This is a genomic window from Streptomyces sp. NPDC008163 (genome assembly GCF_042956885.1).
Classification (GTDB): domain Bacteria; phylum Actinomycetota; class Actinomycetes; order Streptomycetales; family Streptomycetaceae; genus Streptomyces; species Streptomyces drozdowiczii_A.
The window spans coordinates 16,277-39,749 of sequence record NZ_JBIBHG010000015.1; the positions used below are offsets into that span (position 1 = coordinate 16,277).

The 23,473-nt window shown below is 68.4% G+C and carries 18 protein-coding genes and 3 pseudogenes; 9 read left to right on the forward strand and 12 right to left on the reverse strand.

Features of this window, described 5'->3' with window-relative positions:
• Positions 1-133 precede the first annotated feature (133 nt).
• The 4 genes from ACFZAT_RS28575 to ACFZAT_RS28590 all read left to right on the forward strand — a co-directional run bounded on the left by ACFZAT_RS28575 (position 134) and on the right by ACFZAT_RS28590 (position 5,397).
• Entirely contained in the window at positions 134-1,174 is a 1,041-nt protein-coding gene (locus ACFZAT_RS28575) for a substrate-binding domain-containing protein (protein ID WP_391268426.1), read from the forward strand.
• A 55-nt stretch (positions 1,175-1,229) separates the two neighbouring features.
• Positions 1,230-2,444, forward strand: a complete 1,215-nt coding sequence (gene manD / locus ACFZAT_RS28580) for a D-mannonate dehydratase ManD (protein WP_391268427.1) — start codon at positions 1,230-1,232, stop codon at positions 2,442-2,444.
• A 102-nt stretch (positions 2,445-2,546) separates the two neighbouring features.
• Positions 2,547-3,779, forward strand: a complete 1,233-nt coding sequence (locus ACFZAT_RS28585) for a DUF6271 family protein (RefSeq protein ID WP_391268428.1) — start codon at positions 2,547-2,549, stop codon at positions 3,777-3,779.
• Positions 3,772-5,397 (forward strand): GNAT family N-acetyltransferase, encoded by a 1,626-nt coding sequence (locus tag ACFZAT_RS28590; RefSeq protein WP_391268429.1) that lies wholly within the window; start codon positions 3,772-3,774, stop codon positions 5,395-5,397. The genes ACFZAT_RS28585 and ACFZAT_RS28590 overlap by 8 nt, the downstream gene beginning before the upstream one ends.
• Positions 5,398-5,460: 63 nt before the next feature.
• On the opposite strand, the gene ACFZAT_RS28595 is transcribed toward ACFZAT_RS28590, so the two are convergent.
• Positions 5,461-6,744, reverse strand: coding sequence for a glycoside hydrolase family 6 protein (locus tag ACFZAT_RS28595; RefSeq protein ID WP_391268430.1), 1,284 nt, complete (start codon positions 6,742-6,744; stop codon positions 5,461-5,463).
• Positions 6,745-7,287: 543 nt separating this feature from the next.
• On the opposite strand from ACFZAT_RS28595, the gene ACFZAT_RS28600 reads away from it, so the two are divergent.
• Positions 7,288-8,067, forward strand: a complete 780-nt coding sequence (locus ACFZAT_RS28600; RefSeq protein ID WP_391268431.1) for a family 16 glycosylhydrolase — start codon at positions 7,288-7,290, stop codon at positions 8,065-8,067.
• An 81-nt stretch (positions 8,068-8,148) separates the two neighbouring features.
• On the opposite strand, the gene ACFZAT_RS28605 is transcribed toward ACFZAT_RS28600, so the two are convergent.
• Positions 8,149-9,144 (reverse strand): multicopper oxidase domain-containing protein, encoded by a 996-nt coding sequence (locus ACFZAT_RS28605; RefSeq protein ID WP_391268432.1) that lies wholly within the window; start codon positions 9,142-9,144, stop codon positions 8,149-8,151.
• Between the two features lie 345 nt (positions 9,145-9,489).
• Here ACFZAT_RS28605 and ACFZAT_RS28610 point away from each other — a divergent pair, with 345 nt between their 5' ends.
• Together ACFZAT_RS28610 and ACFZAT_RS28615 are read left to right on the forward strand one after the other, a co-directional pair.
• The gene (locus ACFZAT_RS28610) at positions 9,490-11,835 is read left to right on the forward strand and encodes a ThuA domain-containing protein (protein ID WP_391268433.1); all 2,346 of its coding nucleotides are present in this window, start codon (positions 9,490-9,492) and stop codon (positions 11,833-11,835) included.
• 14 nt (positions 11,836-11,849) lie between these two features.
• On the forward strand, positions 11,850-14,045 hold the full coding sequence (locus ACFZAT_RS28615) for an OmpL47-type beta-barrel domain-containing protein (protein ID WP_391268540.1): 2,196 nt from the start codon (positions 11,850-11,852) through the stop codon (positions 14,043-14,045).
• Between the two features lie 85 nt (positions 14,046-14,130).
• Here the strand turns inward: ACFZAT_RS28615 and ACFZAT_RS28620 are convergent, their stop codons facing one another.
• Positions 14,131-14,523 carry a type II toxin-antitoxin system death-on-curing family toxin gene (locus tag ACFZAT_RS28620; protein ID WP_391268434.1) on the reverse strand — a complete coding sequence of 131 codons (393 nt, stop codon included), beginning with the start codon at positions 14,521-14,523 and terminating at the stop codon, positions 14,131-14,133.
• On the reverse strand, positions 14,520-14,714 hold the full coding sequence (locus ACFZAT_RS28625; RefSeq protein WP_007445201.1) for a ribbon-helix-helix protein, CopG family: 195 nt from the start codon (positions 14,712-14,714) through the stop codon (positions 14,520-14,522). The genes ACFZAT_RS28620 and ACFZAT_RS28625 overlap by 4 nt, the downstream gene beginning before the upstream one ends.
• Positions 14,715-15,111: 397 nt before the next feature.
• Between ACFZAT_RS28625 and ACFZAT_RS28630 the strand changes: the two genes are divergently transcribed.
• Both ACFZAT_RS28630 and ACFZAT_RS28635 read left to right on the forward strand, forming a co-directional pair.
• Entirely contained in the window at positions 15,112-15,375 is a 264-nt protein-coding gene (locus ACFZAT_RS28630; protein WP_147971367.1) for a CopG family transcriptional regulator, read from the forward strand.
• Positions 15,372-15,788, forward strand: coding sequence for a PIN domain-containing protein (locus ACFZAT_RS28635; RefSeq protein WP_330454346.1), 417 nt, complete (start codon positions 15,372-15,374; stop codon positions 15,786-15,788). Before ACFZAT_RS28630 ends, ACFZAT_RS28635 begins: the two co-directional genes overlap by 4 nt.
• A gap of 21 nt (positions 15,789-15,809) precedes the next feature.
• Here ACFZAT_RS28635 and ACFZAT_RS28640 read toward each other — a convergent pair whose 3' ends face one another.
• The 8 genes and pseudogenes from ACFZAT_RS28640 to ACFZAT_RS28675 all read right to left on the reverse strand — a co-directional run bounded on the left by ACFZAT_RS28640 (position 15,810) and on the right by ACFZAT_RS28675 (position 23,456).
• Positions 15,810-16,091: a hypothetical protein gene (locus ACFZAT_RS28640; protein ID WP_391268435.1), complete on the reverse strand. Its 282-nt coding sequence runs from the start codon at positions 16,089-16,091 to the stop codon at positions 15,810-15,812.
• 354 nt (positions 16,092-16,445) lie between these two features.
• Positions 16,446-16,970 (reverse strand): hypothetical protein, encoded by a 525-nt coding sequence (locus tag ACFZAT_RS28645; protein WP_391268436.1) that lies wholly within the window; start codon positions 16,968-16,970, stop codon positions 16,446-16,448.
• A gap of 245 nt (positions 16,971-17,215) precedes the next feature.
• Positions 17,216-19,213: a hypothetical protein gene (locus tag ACFZAT_RS28650; RefSeq protein ID WP_391268437.1), complete on the reverse strand. Its 1,998-nt coding sequence runs from the start codon at positions 19,211-19,213 to the stop codon at positions 17,216-17,218.
• 98 nt (positions 19,214-19,311) lie between these two features.
• Positions 19,312-19,743: a hypothetical protein gene (locus tag ACFZAT_RS28655; RefSeq protein WP_391268438.1), complete on the reverse strand. Its 432-nt coding sequence runs from the start codon at positions 19,741-19,743 to the stop codon at positions 19,312-19,314.
• A gap of 240 nt (positions 19,744-19,983) precedes the next feature.
• Positions 19,984-20,181: pseudogene (locus ACFZAT_RS28660) on the reverse strand (transposase family protein); the annotation flags it as partial.
• A gap of 84 nt (positions 20,182-20,265) precedes the next feature.
• A pseudogene (locus ACFZAT_RS28665) lies at positions 20,266-21,482 on the reverse strand (IS256 family transposase).
• Positions 21,483-21,539: 57 nt separating this feature from the next.
• Positions 21,540-21,829: pseudogene (locus tag ACFZAT_RS28670) on the reverse strand (type II toxin-antitoxin system death-on-curing family toxin); the annotation flags it as partial.
• A 271-nt stretch (positions 21,830-22,100) separates the two neighbouring features.
• Complete coding sequence (locus ACFZAT_RS28675; RefSeq protein ID WP_391268439.1) at positions 22,101-23,456, reverse strand: TRAM domain-containing protein; 1,356 nt, start codon at positions 23,454-23,456, stop codon at positions 22,101-22,103.
• Positions 23,457-23,473 lie beyond the last annotated feature (17 nt).

A 23,473-nucleotide genomic window follows, 5' to 3' on the forward strand; every position in this document is an offset into this window, starting at 1 on the left:
GGCCCCCGTTTGTGGGGGGTGGCGCGGGGGGGGGGGGGGCTCAACCCCCCCGACGCCCGCCCCCACCCCCCGGCGGTGCGCGGGGCCCCCCCCCCCGCGCGACCGCCCCTCCCCTTCCCCCAAGGAGTGCGTCGTGCCCGAACCGTCCGTGGCTGTCCGCCCCACCCTGGAGGCGGTCGCCGCCCACGCGGGCGTTTCCCGCTCAACGGTGTCCCGCGTCATCAACGGCGGAACCGGTGTCCGCCAACAGGTCATGGCCAGAGTCGAAGGAGCCATCGAGGAGCTGGGGTACGTCCCCAACCGGGCCGCCCGCACGCTGGTGACCCGGCGCACCGGGAACATCGCGGTGATGATCGCCGAACCCGAGGGCCGCGTCTTCTCCGACCCCTACTTCGGGCTCCAGATCCGCGGCATCAGCCGGGAGTTGGGCGCACACGACCTCCAGCTGGTCCTCCTCCTCGCCGAAGGGGCCGGCGACCGGGAGCGGATCGACCGCTACCTCTCCGGCGGCCACATCGACGGGGCGCTCGCCTTCTCCGTGCACCGCGACGACCCACTGCCCGACATCGTCAGACGCCTCGGTCTGCCGACCGTCTACGGCGGCAGACCTCACTGGGAACCGATCCCCGGGGAGGGCGCCCTGGCATACGTCGATGCCGACAACCGCGGCGGGGCCAGGGAGGCCGTGCGCTACCTCGTCTCCCAGGGCCGCCGCCGGATCGCGCACATCGCGGGCCCCATCGGCCTGGCGGCGGGGCTCGACCGGCTGAACGGCTACCGTGATGTGCTGTTCGACGCCGACCCCTCGCTCGTCGCGCAGGGCGACTTCACCGACGAGAGCGGCGAGCGCGCGATGGCCCGGCTCCTGGACCGCCACCCCGACCTGGACGCGGTCTTCGTCGCCAGCGACCTCATGGCGAAGGGCGCACTGCGCACCTTGCACGCACGAGGCCGCTCCGTGCCGGACGAGGTGGCCGTGGTCGGATTCGACGACCTGGCCTCCGTGTCCACGGCCACCGATCCGCCGCTCACCACGGTCCGGCAGGACATCGAGGGCATGGGCCGCACCATGGCCAGGCTGCTGTTGCGCAAGCTGCGCGAGCAGGGCTCCGGCACCCGGACCCAGGCCACCGTCATCACCGCCACCACCCTGACCCGCCGCGGGTCGGCCTGAGCAGGCACGAGCACGGCCCGGTGATCAGCCTGATCCGGTCCGAAGGGAGCATCACATGAAGATCGTCGACGCGAAGGTCGTCGTCACCAGCCCCGGCCGCAATTTCGTCACGCTCAAGCTGACGACGGACGAGGGAGTCACCGGCCTGGGCGACGCCACCCTCAACGGGCGGGAGCTCGCCGTCGTCAGCTACCTGAACGACCACGTGACCCCGCTGCTGACCGGCCGCGATCCGCACCGCATCGAGGACACGTGGCAGTACCTCTACCGTGGCGCCTACTGGCGGCGCGGGCCGGTGACGATGGCCGCGATCGCCTCTGTGGACACCGCGCTGTGGGACATCAAGGCCAAGGTGGCGGGCCTCCCGCTGTATCAGCTCCTCGGCGGCGCGAGCCGGGACCGGGTGCGCACCTACGGTCACGCCCATGGCCGTGACCTGCCAGAACTCCTGGATTCGGTCCGCGCCCGCCTCGCCGAGGGCTATCCGGCCGTGCGCATCCAGTCCGGTGTCCCGGGCCTCAAGGCCGTCTACGGCGTGCGGAGCACGGGGAGCGACGGCGTGCCGGTCCTCCACCAGCAGGCTCGCCCGTTGGTGGAGGACTGGGACACCGACGCCTATCTGCGGCACGTGCCGTCCGTGTTCGAGGCGGTGCGGGCGGAATTCGGCTCCGAGCTGCCGCTCCTGCACGACGCGCACCACCGGCTCACCCCGGTCCAGGCCGCCCGCCTCGCCAAGGACCTGGAGCCCTACCGGCCCTTCTGGCTGGAGGACTGCACGCCCGGGGAGAACCAGGAGGGTATGCGGCTCGTACGCCGGCACTCGACGACCCCGCTGGCCATCGGCGAGGTCTTCAACACGGTGTACGACTACCAGACGCTGATCACCGAGCAGCTGATCGACTACGTGCGCAGCGCGGTCACCCACTTCGGCGGGGTCACCCCGCTGCGCAGGCTCTTCGACTTCGCGGCGCAGTACCAGATCAAGAGCGCGATCCACGGCCCCGAGGACATCTCGCCGGTGGGAATGGCAGCCGCCATCCATCTCGATCTGGCGGTGCACAACTTCGGAATCCAGGAGTACTCGGGCCACACTCCGCTCACCGCGGAGGTCTTCCCGCACGCCTACACCTTCGCCGACGGCCATCTGCACCCCGGCCAGGAGTCCGGCCTCGGCGTGGAGCTGGACGAGGAACTGGCGGCAGCGCACCCGTACGAGGCGGCGTATCTGCCGGTCAACCGGCTCCAGGACGGCACCATCCACGACTGGTGAGCCGGCCGGCGCGACTCCGGTCCGGTAGCGCGCCGTGAACCCCACCAGTCGTCCCAACCCTTTGGAGAAGTCGTGAAGTGGAATCACCGGGGAGGTGCGGGTGTGCGACGCATCTGCCTGACGGTCCCGACGAACCGGGAGTGCGCCGCCACGCTCACCGAGGTGCTCGCCGAGGCCGCATACGCCGAGGAGCACTTCGATGTCGAGGTGCACCTCGTGGTGCTGGATTCATCCGCCGACTTCGCCGCACATGCCCAGGTGTTGCGTGGGGCGGAACGGGTCTGGCACTTGGACGAGGCAGCCCAGGGGGATTTCCTGCGGCGGGCCATCCGGCGTTCCGGTGTCACGAGGCCCGGCCTCGTGGCCGATCTCATGCTCCCCCAGGGCCTGTCGTACGGCGCCTGCACCAACCGCGCGTTCCTGGTCGCCGTCGCCCTGGGCTGCGAGTCGGTGCACCGCCGTGACTCGGACAGCTATTTCCAGACCCACGACGGCGACAAGGTGTTCCCGGTCCACGCGGAACTTCTGTCGCTCGGCAGACCGGCCCACAGGGCGGAGACCACCGAGAACCAGCTGGACCCCGCACTGCGGGACGCCACGGTGGCCATGGTCGGCGCGTCCTTCGTAGGTGAGATGTCCGTGGACCTCGGCGAGATCCGCGACCATGAGGCGTACGGCGACCTCGTCGGCCTCTGGGCCCCTGACGACAGCTCTGAGCTGGAGAAGGAAGCCCTGGTCAGAGAGTCCTTCATGGGCTCGGAGCCGTTCGCCGGCGACCGGTCCGTCCTCGCGGTGGTCGACCCGATGCGGGTGGACATGCACAACATCAGCTTTCACGGTCTGCACGAGAGGATTCCGCTGCCACCGGCCGAGGACACCATCGGCAGCGACTACTTCCTGATCCATGTCGCCCACAAGGCGCGGCTGCCGGGCGTGCTCCACAACCGGCACATCGTCAACTTCCATACGAAAGAGAGGAAAACCCCCGCCGGCTTCCTCTCCTATCAGATGCGCTTCGTGAAGTTCATCCTGTCCATGCACTACTTCCACTTCATCTACCGGCGGCTGACGAACTCCACTCCGGGTTCGATCGCGGCCCTCGTCCGCGAGAGCGCATGGCAGGACAGAGGGCCGAATGAAGCCAGACTGGTCCTGATGGAACGCGCCTACCGCAGGATCGGGGGCAAGTTCACCGCCGTGGCGGACCGCATCGTGGAGCGCGGGGAAGACCTGCTCACCGAGGCGCGCCGGGACATCGACGACTACGTCCAGCTCATCGAGGCGTGGGGGCCGCTGGTGGACGCGAGCCGCGGCACGGATGTCCGCCATGGCTGAGCCCGCGCACATCCTGGCCGCTCTCACGGACGGCAGCCGGGATCAGATCGTGTACGACCTGACCGGCATAGAGTCCCAGTACGACACGCTACGGGCCGAACTGCCGTCCGCAGCCGTGCGGTTCGCGCTGAAAGCCTGCCCGCTGCCCGACGTTCTCACCTGCCTGGCCGACCGGGGCGCCGGCTTCGATGCGGCCAGCCCCGGTGAGATCCGCCAGGTGCTGCGGACGGGGGTGTCACCCCGCAGGGTGCACTACGGCAATACGGTCAAGTCCGATTCGGAGATCGCGACAGCCTTCCAGCTGGGTGTCACCACGTTTGCCACGGACTGCGTCGAGGACGTGCGGGCGATCGCCCGACACGCTCCCGGCGCGAGGGTCTTCTGCCGCGTGGCCACCAGCGGCCAGGGTGCGTTGTGGGGGCTCACCAGCAAATGCGGTACCCACGACGCGGTCGGCGTGCTGGAGGAAGCACGCGGGCTCGGACTCGTACCGGCAGGGCTGTCCGTTCACGTCGGATCCCAGCAGATGACCGTGCACGGGTGGGAGGCGGCACTGGACGAACTCGCGGCCATCCTGCCGAAGCTCGCCGTCCGAGGCATCCACCTCGACCACATCAACCTGGGAGGCGGACTGCCGGCTCACGGCTACCTGACAGCCGACGGCACGGCGCTGAATCCACCCACCGCGGAGATCTTCAGAGCCATCCGGGCCGGCATCCACCGGCTACGGGAGGTGGCGTGCGGCGCACTCGACTTCCTCATCGAGCCCGGGCGGTATCTCGTCGCGGACCATGGCACAATCCGCGCCCGTGTCGCCCGCCTGACCATACGTCAGGAACGTTGGCTCTACCTGAGCTGCGGCCGGTTCAACGGACTGTACGAGGGCGACCGGCTCCGATACCCGATGGCGTTTCCCACGCGCGGCGACAGCCCCCGTACACCCGCGATCGTCGCCGGACCGACCTGCGACAGCGACGACACGCTGGGCGACGCTCCGGTGCCGCAGGATCTCTCCTCGGGGGATCCGGTGTGGATCCGATCCGTCGGGGCCTACGCGGTCAGCTACACCACACGCGGCTTCAACGGCTACGAGCCACTGCCTCACGTGGCCGTGCGTGCCGAGCGCATACGGCCGATCGAAGCCGCCGACTGGGAGGCCATCGCGGAACTGGAGACACATGCGTACGCGGAACGCGGCCTGTCCGAGGAACGCGGCGTTCTTCAGTCCCGCGCCGCGGCCTCCCCGGCGACATCGTTCGTGCTGGACACCGGGGAACGGATCGGCGGATACCTCATCGCGCTGCCGTATCCACGGTTCCGGTTCCCCGATCCGGACGTTCAGGAGAACGAGACTCACAGCTCGGCGAACCTGCACCTTCATGACCTCGTCATCGGAAGCGGGTTGCGCAACCACGGCTGGGCGAAACGTATGCTGCGCCATCTGACGGACACGGCACGGGCCCTGCGGTACGAGCGGATGTCCCTGATCGCCGTGAGCGGTACCGCCGGATTCTGGTCCGGGCAGGGATACCGTCCGCACCCCGATGTCGTCCTGCCGGCCGGGTACGGGCCGGACGCGCTCTACCTGTCCCGCGCGATCACCGGTGAGGGTTCCTGACCGACCACACCGGTACGGCAGAGCGCCCGCCCGTCCGATGCCGGACGGGCGGGCGCCTTTCGGTCAGCGGCCCGTGTTGAAGGTGAGTCCGGGCTTCGCGTTCCTGGCCAGGGTGTGCGCGAAGTCCGGCCACCAGGCTCCGGCCGCCGGGTCCTCGCTCCCGTACTCCGGGTCGGCGGGGCCCGCCGTGCCCCGGTGGCAGGTGCCGTCCGATTCACCGATGGTCTTCACGTACAAGTACGCGTCGGCCAGGGGCTGTCCGGTGTCGGCGGTGGGCCGGACGCCGATGCCGCGACCGGGGGCGTTGCACCAGGGTTCGGCGTCGGTGTACTTGCCCGCCGGGGGGATCCAGGCGCCGAGGCCGTTGCGGCTGTTGTCCAGGACGTAGTGCGAGAGGTCCTTGAGCGGCGGCCGGCCCACCGTCCGGTCGAACCAGGCGTCGGTCCACTTCCAGGTGGACGGGTCGTAGAAGTCCACCGCGTTGCCGGGCTGTCCGTCGTTGGGGGCGGACGGCGAGTAGTACTGGCTGGCGCAGCTGTCCGTCTTGCCGCGTGCCTCCTGCGGGCCTTCGGTGGTGTACCAGACGCACTTGGAGACCCAGGTGGCGTACCGGTTGAGCTGGTCGGTGGGCTGGTAGTTGGAGACGTTCAGGGCGAAGCCCTGGGTCTTGTCCAGGCCGGCCTTGATCAGCCGGCCGGCGAGTTCGCCGACCGGCTGCCAGTTGCTGCTGCCGCCGTCGAGGTACACGGACGTCTTGGGCTTGGCCTCCATGAGGCCGACCGCGGTGCGGATGTTGGCGTACCGCTCCTCGGTCCGGGTGCCGTCCGCGTCGCCCTCGGGACACTCCTTGGGCAGCAGGGCCAAGCCGTCGGGCTCGACGACGACCGCGGCGCGGCCGGTGCCGATGCCGTCGGCCACGCCCTGGACCCAGGCGCGGTACTCCTCGGGGCTGTCCGCGCCGCCGGCCGAGTAGAAGCTGCAGTCGCGGCCGGTGACGTTGTAGAGGACGAACACCGGAACGGTGCCGGTGAACCTGGCCGCCCGCATCTTCTGCTGGACGACCTTCTTGATCTCGGTGGGTGTGCCGTAGTCGAGCCAGATCGCCTGCGGCCAGGAGGCCAACTTGGCCATGCGCACGGCGTCGTCGACCTTGCCGGCCTTGAAGTCGGTGACCGCCTGCTGAGCGGCCCCGGCCTCGGGGTCGACGTAGAAGCGGGTGTTACTGGGCAGCGTATGGTCGGCCGTCCCGGGGCCGGGCGAGGCAGCTGCCTCGCCACCGCCGCCCAGCGTGCCGGCGGCGAGCGCCGCGCAGGCAACCGAGACGAGCAACCGTCGCACTCTGCTCATGAGGTGAAGTCTCCTTTGTGCAGGCTGATTCGCCGCTTTGGACGCGAATTTTTGGGAGCGCTTCCAGCCTTGGCGAAGCCCAGCGTTCTCGTGGGCACATGCTGGGGCCCGCGTTACGGGCATGTCAATAGCCGTCCGGCGACTCATTACCCCACCCCACCCGACCAGCCAAAACAAGGAAGCACGCTTTCGGTTGTCGTCACTTGCGGGGCTCGAAGACGCACCACTCTCGCCCCTTCGGTGTGAACGGAAGGTTTCCTTCACGATTCACCGGGGCGCTCCGCCCCCTTGTCCGCCCGCTACGGCGCTGCTACTTTTTGGAAGCGTTCCCAGTTCCTCCCGTTCACGGCGCACCACCCATGCGCCGTCGGGCCTGTACCGCACCGCGACTCTCGGTTCCCCCCACCGGTGGTGCACGGAAGATCGTGGTCGAACGACGTACGTCCCCCACTCCAAGGCGTCCTGTCACCCGAACAGTTGTGTCACCGACGGACGCCGAACCTCTTCCGCCTGCCGCATTCGCGTCCCCCCAAGGAGGCAGTCATGCAATCCCGCACGGCTTCACGACGGTTCCGCAAGTACCGCTGGCTACTCGCTCCGGCCGCCGCACTCGCACTGATCCTCAACCCGGTCTCCACCCCGGCCTACGCCGCCGGCGGCAGCTTCACCGACAACTTCGACTCCTACAACACCGGCCTCTGGAGCAAGTCGGACGGCTGGTCCAACGGCGGGATGTTCAACGCCGGCTGGCGCGCCGATCACACCTGGTTCAACGGCGGTGTCATGGGCCAGAACCTCGACACCGCGAGCTGCCCCTCCGGCTGCTCGGGCAAGCCCTACGCCTCCGGCGAGTACCGCACCAACGACCTGTACTCGTACGGCCGCTTCGAGACCCGCCTCCAGGCAGTCAAGCGCGAGGGCACGGTGACCGGCTTCTTCACCTACACCGGCCCGAGCGACGGCCAGCCCTGGGACGAGATCGACGTCGAGATCCTCGGCAAGAACACCAACCAGATGCAGACCAACTACTTCACCAACGGTGTCGGCGGCCACGAGACCGTCATCAACCTCGGGTTCGACGCCTCCGCCGGGTACCACGACTACGCCATCGAGTGGTGGAACCAGGGAACCATCAACTGGTTCGTCGACGGCAAGCTCGTCCACCAGGAGAACGGCTCGCGCGGCGCACTCCCCACGCACCCGATGCGCATCATGACCAACCTGTGGCCCGGCACCGGAGTCGACAGCTGGCTCGGCCCGTTCAGCTACCCGGGCACTCCGCTGACCGCCCGCTACGACTGGATGAAGTACACCAAGTACTGATCCCGCCGAAGTGACGTCACCGCCGGGGAGCGACAGCTCCCCGGCGGTTCCCTTTTGCCCTGCCGGGCGCGACTTCTGAGGTCAGCCGCCCTTCGGGGCGGCCATCGTGCCGTGAGCGCCATGAGCGCCGTGGCCGTGCTCCTCGTAGCCCGGGATCGTGCCGTCCGGCTTCTTCACCAGGAACAGGCCGACCATGCCCATGTCGGAGTGGCTCTGGACGTGGCAGTGGTACATCCACGCCCCGGCGCCGACGCCCTCACCGGCGATGATCTGGAAGCCGAAGGAGTCGGCGGGGCCGCAGATCTTGTTGTCGATGACCTGGCTGGGGTCGTCGGGGCCGGTGAGCATGCCGGTGCGGTTGTCCGCCCAGCGGTGTCCGTGCATGTGGAAGGTGTGGTAGTACTCGCCGTGCGTGATCATGACGATCTCGACGCGGTCGCCCACGGTTGCCTCGAAGTTCGGGCCCTGGGGCAGGTTGTTGATGAGCATGTCGTTGAAGACGATCGTGTGCGTGGCGTCCGGCAGGACGTCGCCCTTCCGGCGGACGACCACCGGTCCGTACAGGCCCTTGCGGATGCCGCCGGTGCCGTGGTCCGTGCCGACGACGTGGTCGTGGTAGTGCCAGTAACCGGCGCTGCCCGCCCGCCACGTGCCGTCCGCGCGGCGGCCGGGGGTGTGGGTGCGCCAGGTGTACGTGCGGGTGGCGCCGGGCTCGACCTCGCTGTGGTTCATCCTGGTGCCGTCACTGGAGATCTCGTAGTCGAGACCGTGGACGTGAAGGCTCGCGGTGACGTCCATGGTGTTCTCGAACTCGATGTGCAGCGTGTCGCCCTCGATCAGCTCGATGAGCGGGCCGGGAATGCTCGCCTTGCCCTTCTCCAGTCCGTAGCCCATCTGCCCGTCGGGCAGCTTCTCGGCGTACATCTTGAGGTGGCGCACCTGCCCGCCGGCCGGCGCCGTGCCTGCCGCGACGGCGGCGGTCGGGGCGGCGCCGGCCAGCTCGGGACCGACCGACAACGATGTCGCGGCCACGGCGCCGCCCAGCAGCACACGTCGGTTGAAAGCGCGTCTGTCCATGCCGAACTCCCCACAGAGGTATGGGCTCAGGGCCTGTGGGACGGTACCGGCTGCCCGTCCGTTTATCCACACTCAGGACAAAGTTCGGTCGATCCTGGTGATACCTCTTGGCGAACCGTGAAAAGAGGTCTAGCTTCCTCAGCGCTGTCGCTGCGACCGAGGAGGGTGGGTCACCATATGCGGTTGACATCGCATCACATGCCCGTGCACCACGGAGGATCGAGCACCAAGGCCCGACACAGACGGATCTGGACCGCGGCCCTGACCGCGGGCTTCGTCACCGCCGGCCTGCTGTCGGGTACGTCCGCCAGCGCGCGCCCGGCGCCGGAACCATCCCTGACAACGATGTCCATCAAGTCGCCACCCGGCGGCTCCGACGTGCGCGTCCTGGTCTTCTACGGCTCCGCCGCGGCCGGCGACGAGTCGCCCGTCGTGAACGCCGGCATCGCGGCGATCGAGCGCATCGGGCAGACCGGCCCGGCTGCGGAGCGGTTCACCACCGAGGCCACCGGCAACGCCTCGGTCTTCACCAACGCGCGCAAGCTGGGCAAGTACAACGCCATCGTGTTCCTGACCGGCGGCGGGGACGTCCTGAACGCCGATCAGGAGGCCGGCCTGGAGTCATACATGGAGGCCGGCGGCGGCTTCGTCGGCCTGCACGACGCGGCCCGCGCCGAGCCGTACTCCGACTGGTTCACCGGCCTGGTCGGTGCCCGCCCCGCGGCCGGCGCCGCGCCCGCGGTGCAGCGGGCCACCGTGGAGGTCGGCGACCGGCGCAACCCGGCCACCAAGGACCTGCCGCTGGAGTGGAAGCGCCCCGACCAGTGGCTCAACTGGGCGAAGAACCCCTCCGGCGAGGTGCACACCGTCGCCCGGGTCCGCGAGTCGACGTACAAGCCGGGCACCGGAGCCAACGGCACCGACCACCCGGTCAGCTGGTGCCGTGACTACGACGGCGGCCGGTCCTTCTACACCGCCATGGGCGGAACGGCCTCCTCCTACGACGAGACCGACTTCCGCACCCATCTGCGCGGCGCCCTGATGTGGACCACGCGCCTCGCGCAGGCCGACTGCAAGGCCACCATCACCGCCAACTACCAGGCGGAACGGCTCACCCAGCCCAACCAGCCCGGGCAGAACGACCAGATCGGCGAGCCGCACGGCCTGGTCACCGCGCCCGACGGCCGGGTCTTCTACATCGGCCGCGGCGGCGCCGACGCCTCCCAGCCGGTGATCACCGACTGGAACGACCCGGACGTCGGCAAGGGCAAGGGCCAGATCCACGTCTACGACCCGAAGACGAAGAAGGTCACCCTGGCCGGCGAGCTGACCGTCTTCGGCAACAAGGGCGGCGGCGAGGAGCTGACCAAGGTGGAGGAGGGCCTGCTCGGCATCGAGCTGGACCCGCGCTTCACCGAGAACGGCTGGGTGTACCTGCACTACACACCGCACTCGCAGATCAACCGCGACACGCACATGGCCGAGCGGCGGGTCTCCCGGTTCACCTACAACAACACCACCGGCAAGCTCGACATGGCCAGCGAGAAGGTGCTGCTGAAGTGGCCGGTGCAGATCCACAGCTGCTGCCACGCGGGCGGCGGGCTGGCCTGGGACTCCAAGGGCAACCTGTACATCGCCACCGGTGACAACAACTCCAGTGGCTTCAGCGACGGTTACTCGGGCAACAACCCGCAGCCCAACTTCAAGGGTGTCTCCTTCGCCGACGCGCGCCGCACCGCCGGCAACACCAACAACCTCAACGGCAAGATCCTGCGCATCCACCCCGAACAGGACGGCACCTACACCCTCCCCGAGGGCAACCTGTTCACTGGCAAGGAAACCGCCGAGGGCGGCGGCAAGACACGCGGCGAGATCTACGTGATGGGCGTGCGCAACCCGGCCCGCATCTCGGTCGACAAGGCCACCGACACCCTCTACGCCGGCTGGGTCGGCCCGGACGCCGGCGCCCCGTCGACGACCTGGGGCCCGGCCAAGTACGACACCTTCGCCGTGATCACCAAGGCGAGCAACCGCGGCTGGCCGTACTGCATGGGCAACAAGCAGCCCTACCGTGACCGCAATCTGCCCGACCCGACCAAGCCGCTGGGCTGGTACGACTGCGACCACCCGAAGAACGAGTCGCCGAACAACGACGGCCTGGTCAACCTGCCGCCGGTCACCGGCAACAACATCTGGTACTCCCCGCAGGGCGGCGGCCCCGACTACCCGCGCGACGCTAACGGCATCCCGTCGTACAAGGAGTCGGAGGCGACCTACCGGCTGCCGTGGCTCAAGGGTGGCGGCCAGGCCGCGATGGACGGGCCGGTCTACCGCTACGACGCCGCGAACAACAGCGCGGTGAAGTGGCCCGAGTACTGGGACGGCAAGTGGTTCGTCGGCGACTTCTACGACGCCGACCAGCCGCGCAACGCGGTGCTGATGGACCCGAAGACGCAGGGCGACGGCGGCATCCCGGTGCACTCGGAGTCGCTGAAGAAGATCGTTCCGGTCGGCAACGACGGCATCAAGAACCTGATGGACTGGAAGTTCGGCCCGGACGGCGCCCTGTACGTCCTCGACTACGGGCGCGGCTTCTTCACCTCGGACGCCAAGTCGGCGCTGTGGAAGGTCACCTACAAGGGCGGGGGGCCGACCCCGGCCGCCGGCCAACTGGCGAGGGGGACGCAGTGACAGGCAAACGAAGAGTGTGGGCGGCCCTGCTGGCGGGCCTGCTGCTGGTACTCGGACTGCAGACGACCACGTCGGCGGCCGGGGCACACGAGAACCGGCCCGAACAGGCCGCTGCCGCACAGGTGCTCACCTGGACGGCCGGCGACGACATCACCAAGTACGCCAGCTTCCCGGAGACGGCGGTCGCCGGAGCGGCGACGATCGTCTTCGAGAACAGCGCGGCCACCGGCAACACCACCGGCATGCCGCACACGCTGACCTTCAGCACCAGCGACCCGGAGTACAACACCGACGTCCAGCTGAACATCCTGGCCAACCCCGGTGACGACCAGGGCGGCAAGCACACCGCCGAGGTCACCCTCTCCCCCGGCCGCTACTTCTACCACTGCACGATCCCGGGCCACAGCTCCATGACGGGCGTGCTGACGGTGACCGAGGGCGGCGGCGGTGACGACACCACCGCACCGGAGACCTCGGCGAAGGTGACCGGCACCCAGAACGCCGAAGGCCAGTACATCGGTTCGGCGACCGTCACGGTCACCGCCACCGATGACGGTTCCGGCGTGGACCGGATCGAGTACGCGGTCGGCGCCGACGGCGCCTGGCAGCCGTACACCGCGCCGGTCGTGGTGGACCAGGTCGGTGAACAGACCGTGCGCTACCGGGCGTTCGACAAGGCGGGCAACGCCGCCGCCGAGAAGAACGAGACCTTCACGGTGGCCGCTCCGCCGACCGACGACACGACCGCGCCGGAGACATCGGCGACGGTCAGCGGAGAGAAGGACGAGAACGGCGACTACATCGACATGGCGACGGTGACCGTCTCCGCCTCCGACACCGGTTCCGGCGTCAACACCATCGAGTACGCGGTCGGTTCGGACGGCGCCTGGCAGCCGTACAACGGGCCGGTGATGGTGCACCAGACCGGCGAACAGACCGTGCGCTACCGGGCCACCGACAAGGCGGGCAACGCCGCCGCCGAGAAGAACGTGCGGTTCACCGTCGTGGCCGCCCCGCCGCAGGACACCACGCCGCCGGTGACCGGCGCGACCGTCAAGGGCACGAAGAACTCCGCCGGGGCCTACGTCGGCCGCGCGGAGGTCGACGTGAGCGCGACCGACGAGGGCGGTTCCGGGGTGGCCGGGGTGGAGTACTCCCTGGACGCGGGGCCGTACCTGGCCTACACCGCGCCCGTGGTGGTCGACCGGGCCGGGCGGCACACCGTCGCCTACCGGGCGACGGACGAGGCGGGCAACACCTCGGCACCGCTGAGCGTCAGCTTCTCCGTGGTCTCCGGCGGCGGGGTGCCGGCGCCGGGCTGCCCGGAGTACGACGAGCGGCTCACCGTGATCGTCGGTACGGTCGACACCGGTGTGCCCAACCGGGTGACCAACAACCGATGCCGGATCAACGAGTTGATCGAGGACGAGAAGGAATGGACGTCCCAGGCGCTCTTCGTCAAGCATGTCGGCGAGGTCACGTCCGCGCTCAGGGCCGAGGGCGTCGTCGACCTGCGTGAAGCGAAGGCGATCAAGCAGGCGGCCCGCGAGTCCGGCATCGGCACGCCGGGCCAGACGGACGGCTACCGCACGATCCTCGGCGAGGACCCGGCCACCTTCGCCAAGTGGGAGCAGGTGGGCGGCGGTTCGTTCACGCGCAACGCGGACGGCTCGATCACCAGCGGGACCACGAAGGACGGCTTGGGCATGCTCTGGTTCCCGGAGCGCACCTACGGCGACTTCTCGCTCAAGCTCCAGTGGCGGGACGACGCCCCGGGCACGGCCAACGCCAACGGCGGCATCTTCGTACGCTTCCCCCAGATCCACGACCACCCCGAGGAACCGCGCCCGGAGTGGGCGGCGATCAAGTACGGGCACGAGATCCAGGCGTTCGACAGCCCGAGCGGCGACATGTACAAGTCGGGCTCGATCTACGGCTTCGACCGGGTCGGCCTCGCCGGCGCCCAGGTGACCCAGAAGGGCACGTGGAACGACTACGAGATCAGGGTGGTGGACCAGCACTTCTCGGTCTTCCGCAACGGCGTGCTGATCAACGAGTTCGACAACACCGGCGGCCAGGACTTCTACCCGGCGCGCGGGGACGACCCCGGCACCGACGGCCGGCGCTGGGCGGCCGGCTACATCGGGCTGCAGGTGCACAGCACGGCCGACGTGATCTCCTACCGCGACGTCCGGATCAAGGACCTGTAGGACCGTAACCAAGGGCACCGAGCCGGGGCAGGGATCCCTCCTGCCCCGGCTCGGCTGCGCCGAGGCACCCTTGCCTCGTCGGACGTCAGGAAACAGGGAACCAGGTCGCGAGGCGTTTGGCGATCGCCGGTACATCGACGTCGTCCTGCGCGACTGCCTCGACGAACCGCCCGGCCACGGAGACGGACGGCGGGACGCTACTCGCGCCGACGCCGTTGAACCGCAGGAAGACACGCATGGCAAGCCAGGCGGTGCGCTCGTTGCCGTCGATCAGCGCGTGATTGCGAGCGACGGAGTGCAGCAGTGCCGCCGCCTTCTCGTGCAGCGTGGGATACAGCTCGGCTCCGAACACGTTCGTCCGGGGTCGCTCGATCGCCGACACCAGAAGACCCATGTCACGCACGCTGCGCTCCGTACCGATGACCGCACGGGCGATGGCCAGGATTTCGTCGACCTGGATGTAGCGCACGTCGGTCACTTCAGGTAGTCCAGGATCTCCGCATCGCTGTCCATCAGCTCGGCCAGGACGTCATCGACCTTCAGCTCGGCCCGGTCCTGGGCGTCACGGATGGCCTCGATGGCGAGTTCCTGCTTGCTGCGGCCCTCCCGACGGGCCCGCTCAGTGAGCTTCGCGTCGAGGTCGTCCGGGAGCCGAAGTGTCATCGCCATACAGGGATGATACCAGGGCGGTATCAAGTGGCGCGGTCGGCCCCGCAGGAGCGTTGGAGGGCGTCGCCGCCGCAAGCGTCTCGGTCACGAATCGCTGGTCAGGCGCCCTTGTCCGCAGGCTCCAGAATCGCCACGCACTCCACATGGTGCGTCATCGAGAAAAGATCGAATTTCGACTACTCGGAAAGACATGCCGGCCAGATCCGGTATGCGTTTCAAAATCACACCCGGTACGCGCCCTCAGCGTCAAACGAGCGTCACGGATCACCACGGCGGCAGGCAGTGACGTGTCAGCTACACGGACGACGCGGGCGCCCCGAGCTCGGAAGGACTTGCCTGATCACGCAGCCCGAACGGCTCCGAAGCCACGAGGAGCGCCAGCGGTAGGATAGGTGGCATGAGTGAAGCTACCAGCAAGTACTCCATCACCATGCCGCGGGACATCGCCGAGGCCGCCCGCGACCGCAGCGGACCTTCCGGCCTCTCCGCCTACGTCGCCGCAGCGGTCGCCCGTCAGGTCGAGCGCGACAATCTCAACGAGCTCATCGCCGTCGCCGAGGCGGAGCACGGCCCCGTCACCGACGAGGAGATCCAGGCCCTGCGCGACGAGCTCCACCAAGCCCGGCAGCAGCAGGGCTCGGGCCGGGCGGACGCCGCGTGACCCGCACCTCCCCCGCGGTCCCGGGCGGCACCCTCGTCCTGGACAGCGAAGGGCTGGCGAAGGCTGTCTTGCGCGACCGCACGGTCACTGCCTGGCTCGCCCTCGCCCGCGCCGATGATCTCCGGGTCGTTACCTCCGCAGCCACCCTGGTCGAGGTCATTCACCCCCGGATCAACCGCCCTGCCCTGGAGTGGACCCTCTCCCGGCTGGTCGTGGAACCGGTCACCGACCCGCTCGCCCGGCACGCCGCCACGCTCCTCGCCGACGCCGGGCTCCACGGCCACAAATACGCCATCGACGCCATGCTCGCCGCGACCGCACTCGCCGCCCCCGGCCCCACCACCGTGCTCACCTCTGACCCCGAGGACCTCACCACCCTCTGCGGGACACGAGTCACGGTGATCAAGATCTGACGGGAACCGCCCAGCTTTCCGTCAGGACCAGAAGTCCTCGCAACCAAACTGCTCGTACTGCTGGTAGTCGTCATCTGCTTCAGCGAAGCGCCCGCGGACACCCCGCTTGCCGCCCGGCGTGAAACGCAACTGCCGCAGTGATCGCATTCTCACATGATCCGCCTTCTCCGTGCCGAGCGGGCCACCGAAGCGCGCCGGCAGGTGACCTTCATCGACTGGGAACGCAAGCGGGCTTTCGTCGAACCGGTCGACGGCGGAGGGATCGCCAAATGGTCGAGCGGGACATTCATGGGGCTCTCCCATGCACTGACCCGTGCCACACGAGCAGTACTTCTCGGAACCGACCCGGTCGCCCCGCCCACCCGGCGGGCCGACGCCCGCACCCAGGAGTGGCGTGAACTCTACCCATCAGGAAAGCGGGGTTGCTGTGTACAAGTGGCCTCCGGCTGATGGCCGTGGTGACGGTAGGGCATCTCGTCGGGGTGGCGATCGATGCGGCCGCGCCTCCAGGCTGTGTCGAACGTGAGGGTGCCGTTGGATGCGCGGGTGAGATGCCATGCGCGCCAGCTGGTGCGCGGTGCGAGCAGACACCGCCATAAGGAAGTACTCATCCACGACGCCCGTGTCGACCGCGTCTGGGCGTGCGCATGGTGACGTTCATGTGCCGCTCGGTACGTCGGGCGGTGCATAACCGTTGAGGAGGGCCTTGGCTTTCGCCGCGTGGTGGGGGCGCTGGGCGCTATCCATGCCAGCTGCCAGGAGGGTGTAGAGCATGCGCTTCTGGGCGTAGTCAGGGAAGCTGGTGAGGAACTCGCGCAGGACCTCGAGGGCCTGGTGCTCGACCGTTCGCTCGTGCTCCGGGCGGTATTGCGCGAATACTTCCGCGGCCTTCGTTACCTCCCCGACGAGCGAGGGGATCTTCGACCAGTCGGCGTCTTCGCGTTCGAGCCAGCGGACCAGCAGAGCGGCTGGTTCGGAGAGTTCTATCGCGATGGCCCTCGTCTTCTGCTGGCGCAGGATGTCAGCCGTTGCCTGCTTGCGCTGCGCGGAAAGGAGGGCTCCCACTGCCGACTGGTCGTCGGGCAGGAGGCCGAGGGTGAGTTCGGCGCGGTAGATAACGGGTGGTTCGGTTGGCAGTCTGCGCTCCTGGCGCAGGTGTTCTTCGATCTTGTCGTGTGCCATTGCAGTGTCTGCCGGGTCGCAGGTGGCAGATACTTCGGCAGCCGTCGTGCGTAGGGCCGTCCGGATCGCGCTGACGATCCCCGCATCTGTGTCTGGGAACGGAGGTTCGGTCAGGACATGGGCGGTGATCCGACAGGTGAAGCCGATGCCAGGGCAGGTAGAGCTCAGGCGGGCGTCGAAGCGGGTCAGCCCGCGTCTCACCCGTATGCGGGTGCGACGCCGGGCCCATCGGGTGAAGGGCACCGTCAGGACCTCGCGGGTGAGGGCTCGTCGGACAGGGCCGCTGCCAGTTGAGGCGGCAGCCTGAGATCCTTGCGCAGTTCGATGACGGCCGCATCGTTGGCCACGCCCGGTTCTCCGAAGATGAGTGCGGAGATGGGGGTGGAGTACAGGTGCTGCACCACGACGTCGTTGAGGATGTCGGTGACGGTCTCTTCTGGTACCTGCGCTGCCTCTCGTGCGCGGGCCCATGCGACGAGGAGTGCGCGGCATTCCGTATCTACCCGAGAGTCGGCCATGGCGACGTTCCAGCCCTCCACCAGGGCGTCCTTGACGTCGGGGTCCTGCTGGGCGGCCGCGAGCATGACTTGCAGGACGTAGGGGTCGATGCTGGGGTCCAGCAGGGACAGGAAGGCGCGGTGCCCGGCCAGATGTTTCTTCTCGGTGGCCCACTTGATGACCGTGCTCCACACGCGCGGCAACTGGTTCTCGCGGGCGGCGATGTCCCGTAGCGCGTCCTGGGCTGCGAGAACGGCCTCGTCTGTCACGGTGCGATCGAGGATGTGCCGCAGCCGTACGAGGGACTGGCGTGGGTAGTGCTCGGCGAACTCGCCCTGGCAGACCAGAGCAACGACGGTGGCTACCGCTGGTGACGGCTCTTGCGCGGAGTCCAGCAGTAGGGAGCGGACTGCGGCGCCGAGGGTGTCGGACTCGGCAGCGATGGTGAGGACTCGAGCGATCAGCTTGCGGTGCTCGGTGCTGTTGTCCCCGTTGTCGATCCAGGCGTGGATCTGGTTGATGACACGGATGTCGTTCTCGGCGATGGCCAGTTCGACAAGAAGGTCGCCGATCTCGCGCAGCCGGTCGGCTGCGAGACCCTTGGGAGCGGTGACGGTGTCGAGCCACTCCAGCAGGGGCGGGTGAATGTCGGCGCGCTGCTGCCACAAGTGGAGCAGGACCGCGCGCGCATAGCCGGGCCTGTGTTCGAGGGTGGCCGTCCGGCCAGTGACCTGCGCTCCCATCTTTTGCAATCGGGTTGTCAGGTCCGGGCCGGTCAAAATGGCGCGCACGTTAGTGTTCTGGGGTTCCTTCAGCAGGATCCGCGCGCCGCTTTGAATGGTCAGGGCGTCCTTGCGGTCAAGGAAGAGGGAGGAGACGAGCAGCGCCCGATCTTCCGGGTCCTCGTTGGTGTCCTTGAAGACGCGTTGGACGTCCTTGTGCCATTCCTGAAACGTGCCCAGAGCTGTTCTGAGTCCCTCTGTCGTCTCGTCGGCTTCGGCGAGTACGGCGGCCAGTCGGACGCCGTCGGCGGGCCGACTGCTGTCGTTGAGGAGGTGGGTGGCCGAGCCGCTCTGTTCGGTGCCCCCGGCGACGCTGCTCAGCCATCGCACCCGGTCCGGCTTGCGGAAAACAGTCTCCAGATGGGCTTTCGCCACACGGTGTGCGGACGGCCGGGTCGTTGCACGGACGACCGCGCGGGCCATCGTGCCCGAGTCGTCGGGCCACCCGTGGTCGTCGGCGATCACCACCAGGTACGAGCCCACGTAGAGGAGTTTCTCCGCGTAGCTGAGCAGTTGTTCGGCCACATTGCCGGGGTTGCTCCATGCCGCGATCTCCGCCGCGACGTCCAGCAGGTAGCCGCGTCCCGGCTCGTCGGGCAGTACTGAGATATCAGGGGAAGCGGGCCGCTCCCAGTCGGGGCGGATCTCCTGCAGGGTGAGGGGCTTGCCTCGAAGGTCCTGCTCCCGCCGGGAGATGCTGGCCAAGGCTTTGATTCCTGCCGTGCGCTTGCCGTAGCCTACCTGGCCGGCCACGACAGCGATCCGTGGCCCCTCGCGGGTCAGGCGCTCGATCGCCTCGTCCGCGGTGCGGACCTTCTCGTCGCGGGCGCTCAAGTCCACCCAGGCCAGTTCCACCACGTCCAGCTCGGCCTGGGGGATGTCCGCCACTGGCAGCTGGGGCCTGTTGTTCATCGTCACGGAACCGGCCGCCACGATGATCTTCGAGTTCTGGTTGTTGCCCACGTCCACCCGGAATCCGGGCTCCGGCGTGGCGGCGGGTGGCGCAGGCGGCCCAGGAGGGGGCGGAACTGGCGGGACGGGGCCGAAGGCATTCGTCTCGCTCACTGGCCCGCCTCCGGCGCACGGTAGTGGAAACCACCTGAGGCGTTGATCGCGCCACCCGAGATGACCACCTGACTGTTGGTGTTGTGGTGCACGTTTGTCCGGGCGCCGGCATTGTCGTCCGCGCCTTGGGACTGCTCCGCCAATTCCTGTAGCTCAGATGCCGCGTCAGGATGGCGCTGCAGGAAGGCTGCCAGCTGGATCATGAGCTCACCGCGCAGGCGCTCCTCTACCGCCTCCCTCTCGCCGGCCGGGGAATCGATCAGCTGCTGACGGGCAGCATCGACGAGCTGTAGCACCTGCACAGAGCCTTGCTCCCCGTCCCGGCGCAACAGCCGCCGCACTCCCGCCCTCACCGAATCCCATGTGCTCTTGGCCATCTCGGTGACCAGCGCGGCAGCCCCAGCCCCCGCGACCTGCATGATGTCCAACCCGTTCCCCCAAGATCGTTGCGCCCGCATACCTCGACTGCAGGCTTCCCCGGCATATTCGACACATCAGAGTCCGTGCGGGCAGCAAGGTCCGCAATCGAAAGGATTTGCCACATACCGGAATGAGAAATTTCTTCAGGTGAGGAATCGGCCACTCCGCGTGACGAAGTGGCGCCGGAAAGGGCAGTCCCAGCAGAGACGACGCTGCGCACGGGGCCGATGGCGGGCCCGGCAGTGGCGCTAGTTGGCCACAACGCGCATCTGGCCGATTGACCGGAAGTAGACCCGCTTGCGCAGGAGGCGCCAGTTCTTGAGCGTGGCCATGGCCTGCTCGCTGACGCAGCGGATCTTGGCATGGGTGTTGTTGTGGCGTCGTTGCCACCGCTTGAGGCGGCGCCCCTTGAACGTAACGCGAACGTTGCGGGCCGCGCCCTGGTACGCCTTACCGGCCGAGCACTTGAGGTCGGCGTCGGTCGGGGCGTGGGACTGTCAAACGACCGTTGCAAGTCGGGTTGTTGAGGGTTACGGACGTGCTGCGGAGAGTCGGCCGTCGAATGTGATGCCGAAGGCATTCAGGGCGGTCTTCCAGCGCATGGTCCAGCGGGCCTGGCCCTTGCCGGTCGGGTCGAGCGACATGATCGCCATGTAGACGCACTTCAAGGCGGCTTGCTCGTTCGGGAAGTGGCCGCGGGCCTTGACCGCCCGGCGGATCCGCGCGTTGACGGACTCGATGGCGTTCGTGGTGCAGACGATGCGGCGGATCTCGGTGTCGAAGCGCAGGAACGGAGTGAACTCCTCCCAGGCGTTCTCCCAGAGCCGGACGATCGCCGAATACTTCATGCCCCACGTGTCGGCGAACTCCGCGAACCGTTCGAGTGCGGCTTCCTCGGTCGCCGCGGTGTAGACAGGCTTGAAAACCTTCGTGATCTTGTCCCAGTCCTGGCGGGCGGCATAACGGAAGGAGTTCCGCAGCAGGTGGACCACGCAAGTCTGCACGACGGTGCGGGGCCGAACGGTCTCGACGGCGTCAGGCAGGCCCTTGAGCCCGTCGCAGACGACCATGAGGACGTCGTTCACGCCGCGATTCTTGATCTCGGTGAGGATGTGCATCCAATGCTTGGCGCCCTCGCCGCCGTCGCCGGCCCACAGCCCCAGAATGTCCCGCCGACCCTCTGTCGTGACGGCCAGGACAATGTAGTTGGGTCGGTTCTGCCATTCGGCCATGCCTTCGAGAACCTTGTCGGTGATCGTGGAGATCGTCTGTCGTGACACGTCGGCGCCATAGACCTCGGACAGGTGGGCTTGGACCTCACCGGTCGTCAGGCCCTTCGCGCGGCGAGCGAGATGACCATCTCGTCGACGCCGGACAGGCGTTTCTGGCGCTTTTTGACGATCTTCGGCTCGAAGGAGCCCTCGCAGTCCCGTGGCACGGCTATCTCGACCGGGCCGACGTCGGTCAGCACGGTTTTGCCACGGGTTCCGTTGCGGCTGTTCCCGCCGTTCTTCCCGGCGGGAACATGCTTGTCATAGCCGAGGTGGTCGTTGATCTCACCCTCGAGGGCCGACTCCAGGAGCCGCTTGGTCAGCTACTGAAACAGCCCGCCCTCGCCGGTCAGCCGCAGATCCTCGGCCTGAGCTCGACCCACCAGCTCGTCGATCAGCCGGTCGTCCACAGACTTCGACGGCGCCGGCTCAGACGGCTCGACGGTCTCGGCCTCGGTCACGTTGTTGCTGGTCATCGATGCATCTTCCATGATCGGGCGTCACACCGAACGTCTTACAGTCCCGGTCGAAGGTCAGGAACCGGGAAACCATGTCGAGCGGCGCTTGGCGATGCCCAGTACATCGATATCGTCCTGTGCGACTTCCTCAACGAATGGGCCGACAACGGAGACAGGTAGCGGGACGCTACTGGCGCTGACACCGTTGAGCCGCAGGAAGACGCGCATGTCGAGCCAGGCGGTGCGCTTGTTGTCGTCGATCAGGGTGTGATTTGGGGCAAGGAAGTGCAACAGTGCCGCCGCGTTCCGTGCAGCGTGGGATACAGCTCGGGTCCGACCACGTTCGTCCGAGGCCGTTGGGCAGCTTGCGCCGCCGCGAGGAATGTTCCTCGCCCTCCATGCCGATCGTCCAGCCCGGACGGTCCCAGCCCGGGGAGATCCGGGGGTTTGGACTCCCCCTTCGAGCGTCATCCGAGCGTCAAGAATGTCCGAACGAGGCCCTGAAGGCGTCAACGATACGAGCGCCTCCCTCATGAATTCACAGGTCAGGTGTCCTACGAGGGGCGATCCATCCACTCGACCCGCTGCACGGAGGGAACCAGGTCAAGCGACCACCCCACGCCACAAAGCCGCAGGTCAGGCCCCTTTCTGAGCAGGCTCCAGAATCGCCACGCACTCCACATGGTGCGTCATAGGGAACAGATCGAACGCCCGCAGCGTCCGCACCCGGTACCCCCCGTCCCGGAAGTAGCCCAGGTCCCGGGCCAGCGCCGCCGGGTCGCAGGCCACGTACGCGATGCGGCGGGCGCCCAGGGCGACGAGCTGCTTCACCGTGGCGCGGCCGGCGCCCGCGCGGGGCGGGTCCAGGACGATGAGGTCGCATTCGGTGATGCCCGTCCGGGGCAGCACCTGGTCGACCTTGCCGTGTTCGATGCGGACCCGGTCCAGGTCCTGGAGGTTGTGGCGGGCGTCCTCCACCGCGCGCTTGCCGGACTCGATGCCGAGGACCGCGCCCTTCTCGCCGATGCGCTGGCCGATGGCGCCGGCGAAGAGGCCGACGCCGCAGTAGAGGTCGAGGGCCGTGTCGTTCTTACGGGGCAGCAGACCCTGCATGACCGCGCGGACCAGGGTGTTCGCGGCCTGCGGGTGGACCTGCCAGAAGCCACCGGAGCCGACCCGGTACGTGCGGTCGTCGGCGCGCTCGCGGACGAAGCCGCGGCCGTGCACCCGGTGCACGCCGCCGTCGCGCTCGTCCACGCGCAGGACGGAGACCGGCTTGTCCAGCTCGACCAGGGGAAGACGGCCGCCCGGGCGGGGCGTCAGGATGACCTGGCGGTCGTGGGAGCCGGTGGCTGCGATGGCCTCCACCGTGGCCATCTGGGGCCAGTCCTGCTGCTCGACGCCCAGCTCGGAGACTCCGGGCGCGGCGATCATGCAGTGGTCGATGATCTCGATGTCGTGCGAGCGGTGCTTGCGCAGGCCGACGCGGCCGTCCTCGTCGATCGCGTACTGGACCCGGGTCCGCCAGGCCGGCACCTCGCCCGCCGGGAGCTTGTCGCCCTCGGCCGGCATGACCGTGCCGTCCCAGCCGGCCTCCTCCGGGGTGAGGCCCGCGAGGCGCTGGAGCTGTTCGGCGATCACCTCGCCCTTCAGGCGGCGCTGGGCGCCCGGCTTGGCGTGCTGCCAGTCGCAGCCGCCGCACTTGCCGGGGCCCGCGAACGGGCAGGGGGCGGGCACCCGGTCCTTGGACGCCTCGATGATCTCCACCGCGTCCGCGCGCAGGAAGCGCGAGTCCTCGGCACCGTCGGTGATCCGCGCGACGACCTTCTCGCCCGGCAGGGTGTGGCGTACGAACAGCACCCGGCCCTCGTCCGTGCGGGCGATGCAGTGGCCGCCGTGCGCGACCGGGCCGACCTCGACCTCGTACTCCCGCCCGACCAGCGACTCCGGCTGCGTCTCCCCGGTCTGCGGCGACGTGGATTCGTTCTGCATGAGGGGCGGGCTCCAGG

What these genes read in the sequence shown, in the direction of transcription:
- manD (WP_391268427.1), top strand. Translation starts at nt 1,230, where the DNA reads ATGAAGATCGTCGACGCGAAGGTCGTCGTCACCAGCCCCGGCCGCAAT.
- ACFZAT_RS28590 (WP_391268429.1), top strand. Translation starts at nt 3,772, where the DNA reads ATGGCTGAGCCCGCGCACATCCTGGCCGCTCTCACGGACGGCAGCCGG.
- ACFZAT_RS28595 (WP_391268430.1), bottom strand. Translation starts at nt 6,744, where the DNA reads ATGAGCAGAGTGCGACGGTTGCTCGTCTCGGTTGCCTGCGCGGCGCTC.
- ACFZAT_RS28600 (WP_391268431.1), top strand. Translation starts at nt 7,288, where the DNA reads ATGCAATCCCGCACGGCTTCACGACGGTTCCGCAAGTACCGCTGGCTA.
- ACFZAT_RS28605 (WP_391268432.1), bottom strand. Translation starts at nt 9,144, where the DNA reads ATGGACAGACGCGCTTTCAACCGACGTGTGCTGCTGGGCGGCGCCGTG.
- ACFZAT_RS28610 (WP_391268433.1), top strand. Translation starts at nt 9,490, where the DNA reads ATGTCCATCAAGTCGCCACCCGGCGGCTCCGACGTGCGCGTCCTGGTC.
- ACFZAT_RS28625 (WP_007445201.1), bottom strand. Translation starts at nt 14,714, where the DNA reads ATGGCGATGACACTTCGGCTCCCGGACGACCTCGACGCGAAGCTCACT.
- ACFZAT_RS28630 (WP_147971367.1), top strand. Translation starts at nt 15,112, where the DNA reads ATGAGTGAAGCTACCAGCAAGTACTCCATCACCATGCCGCGGGACATC.
- ACFZAT_RS28640 (WP_391268435.1), bottom strand. Translation starts at nt 16,091, where the DNA reads ATGGGAGAGCCCCATGAATGTCCCGCTCGACCATTTGGCGATCCCTCC.
- ACFZAT_RS28645 (WP_391268436.1), bottom strand. Translation starts at nt 16,970, where the DNA reads ATGGCACACGACAAGATCGAAGAACACCTGCGCCAGGAGCGCAGACTG.
- ACFZAT_RS28675 (WP_391268439.1), bottom strand. Translation starts at nt 23,456, where the DNA reads ATGCAGAACGAATCCACGTCGCCGCAGACCGGGGAGACGCAGCCGGAG.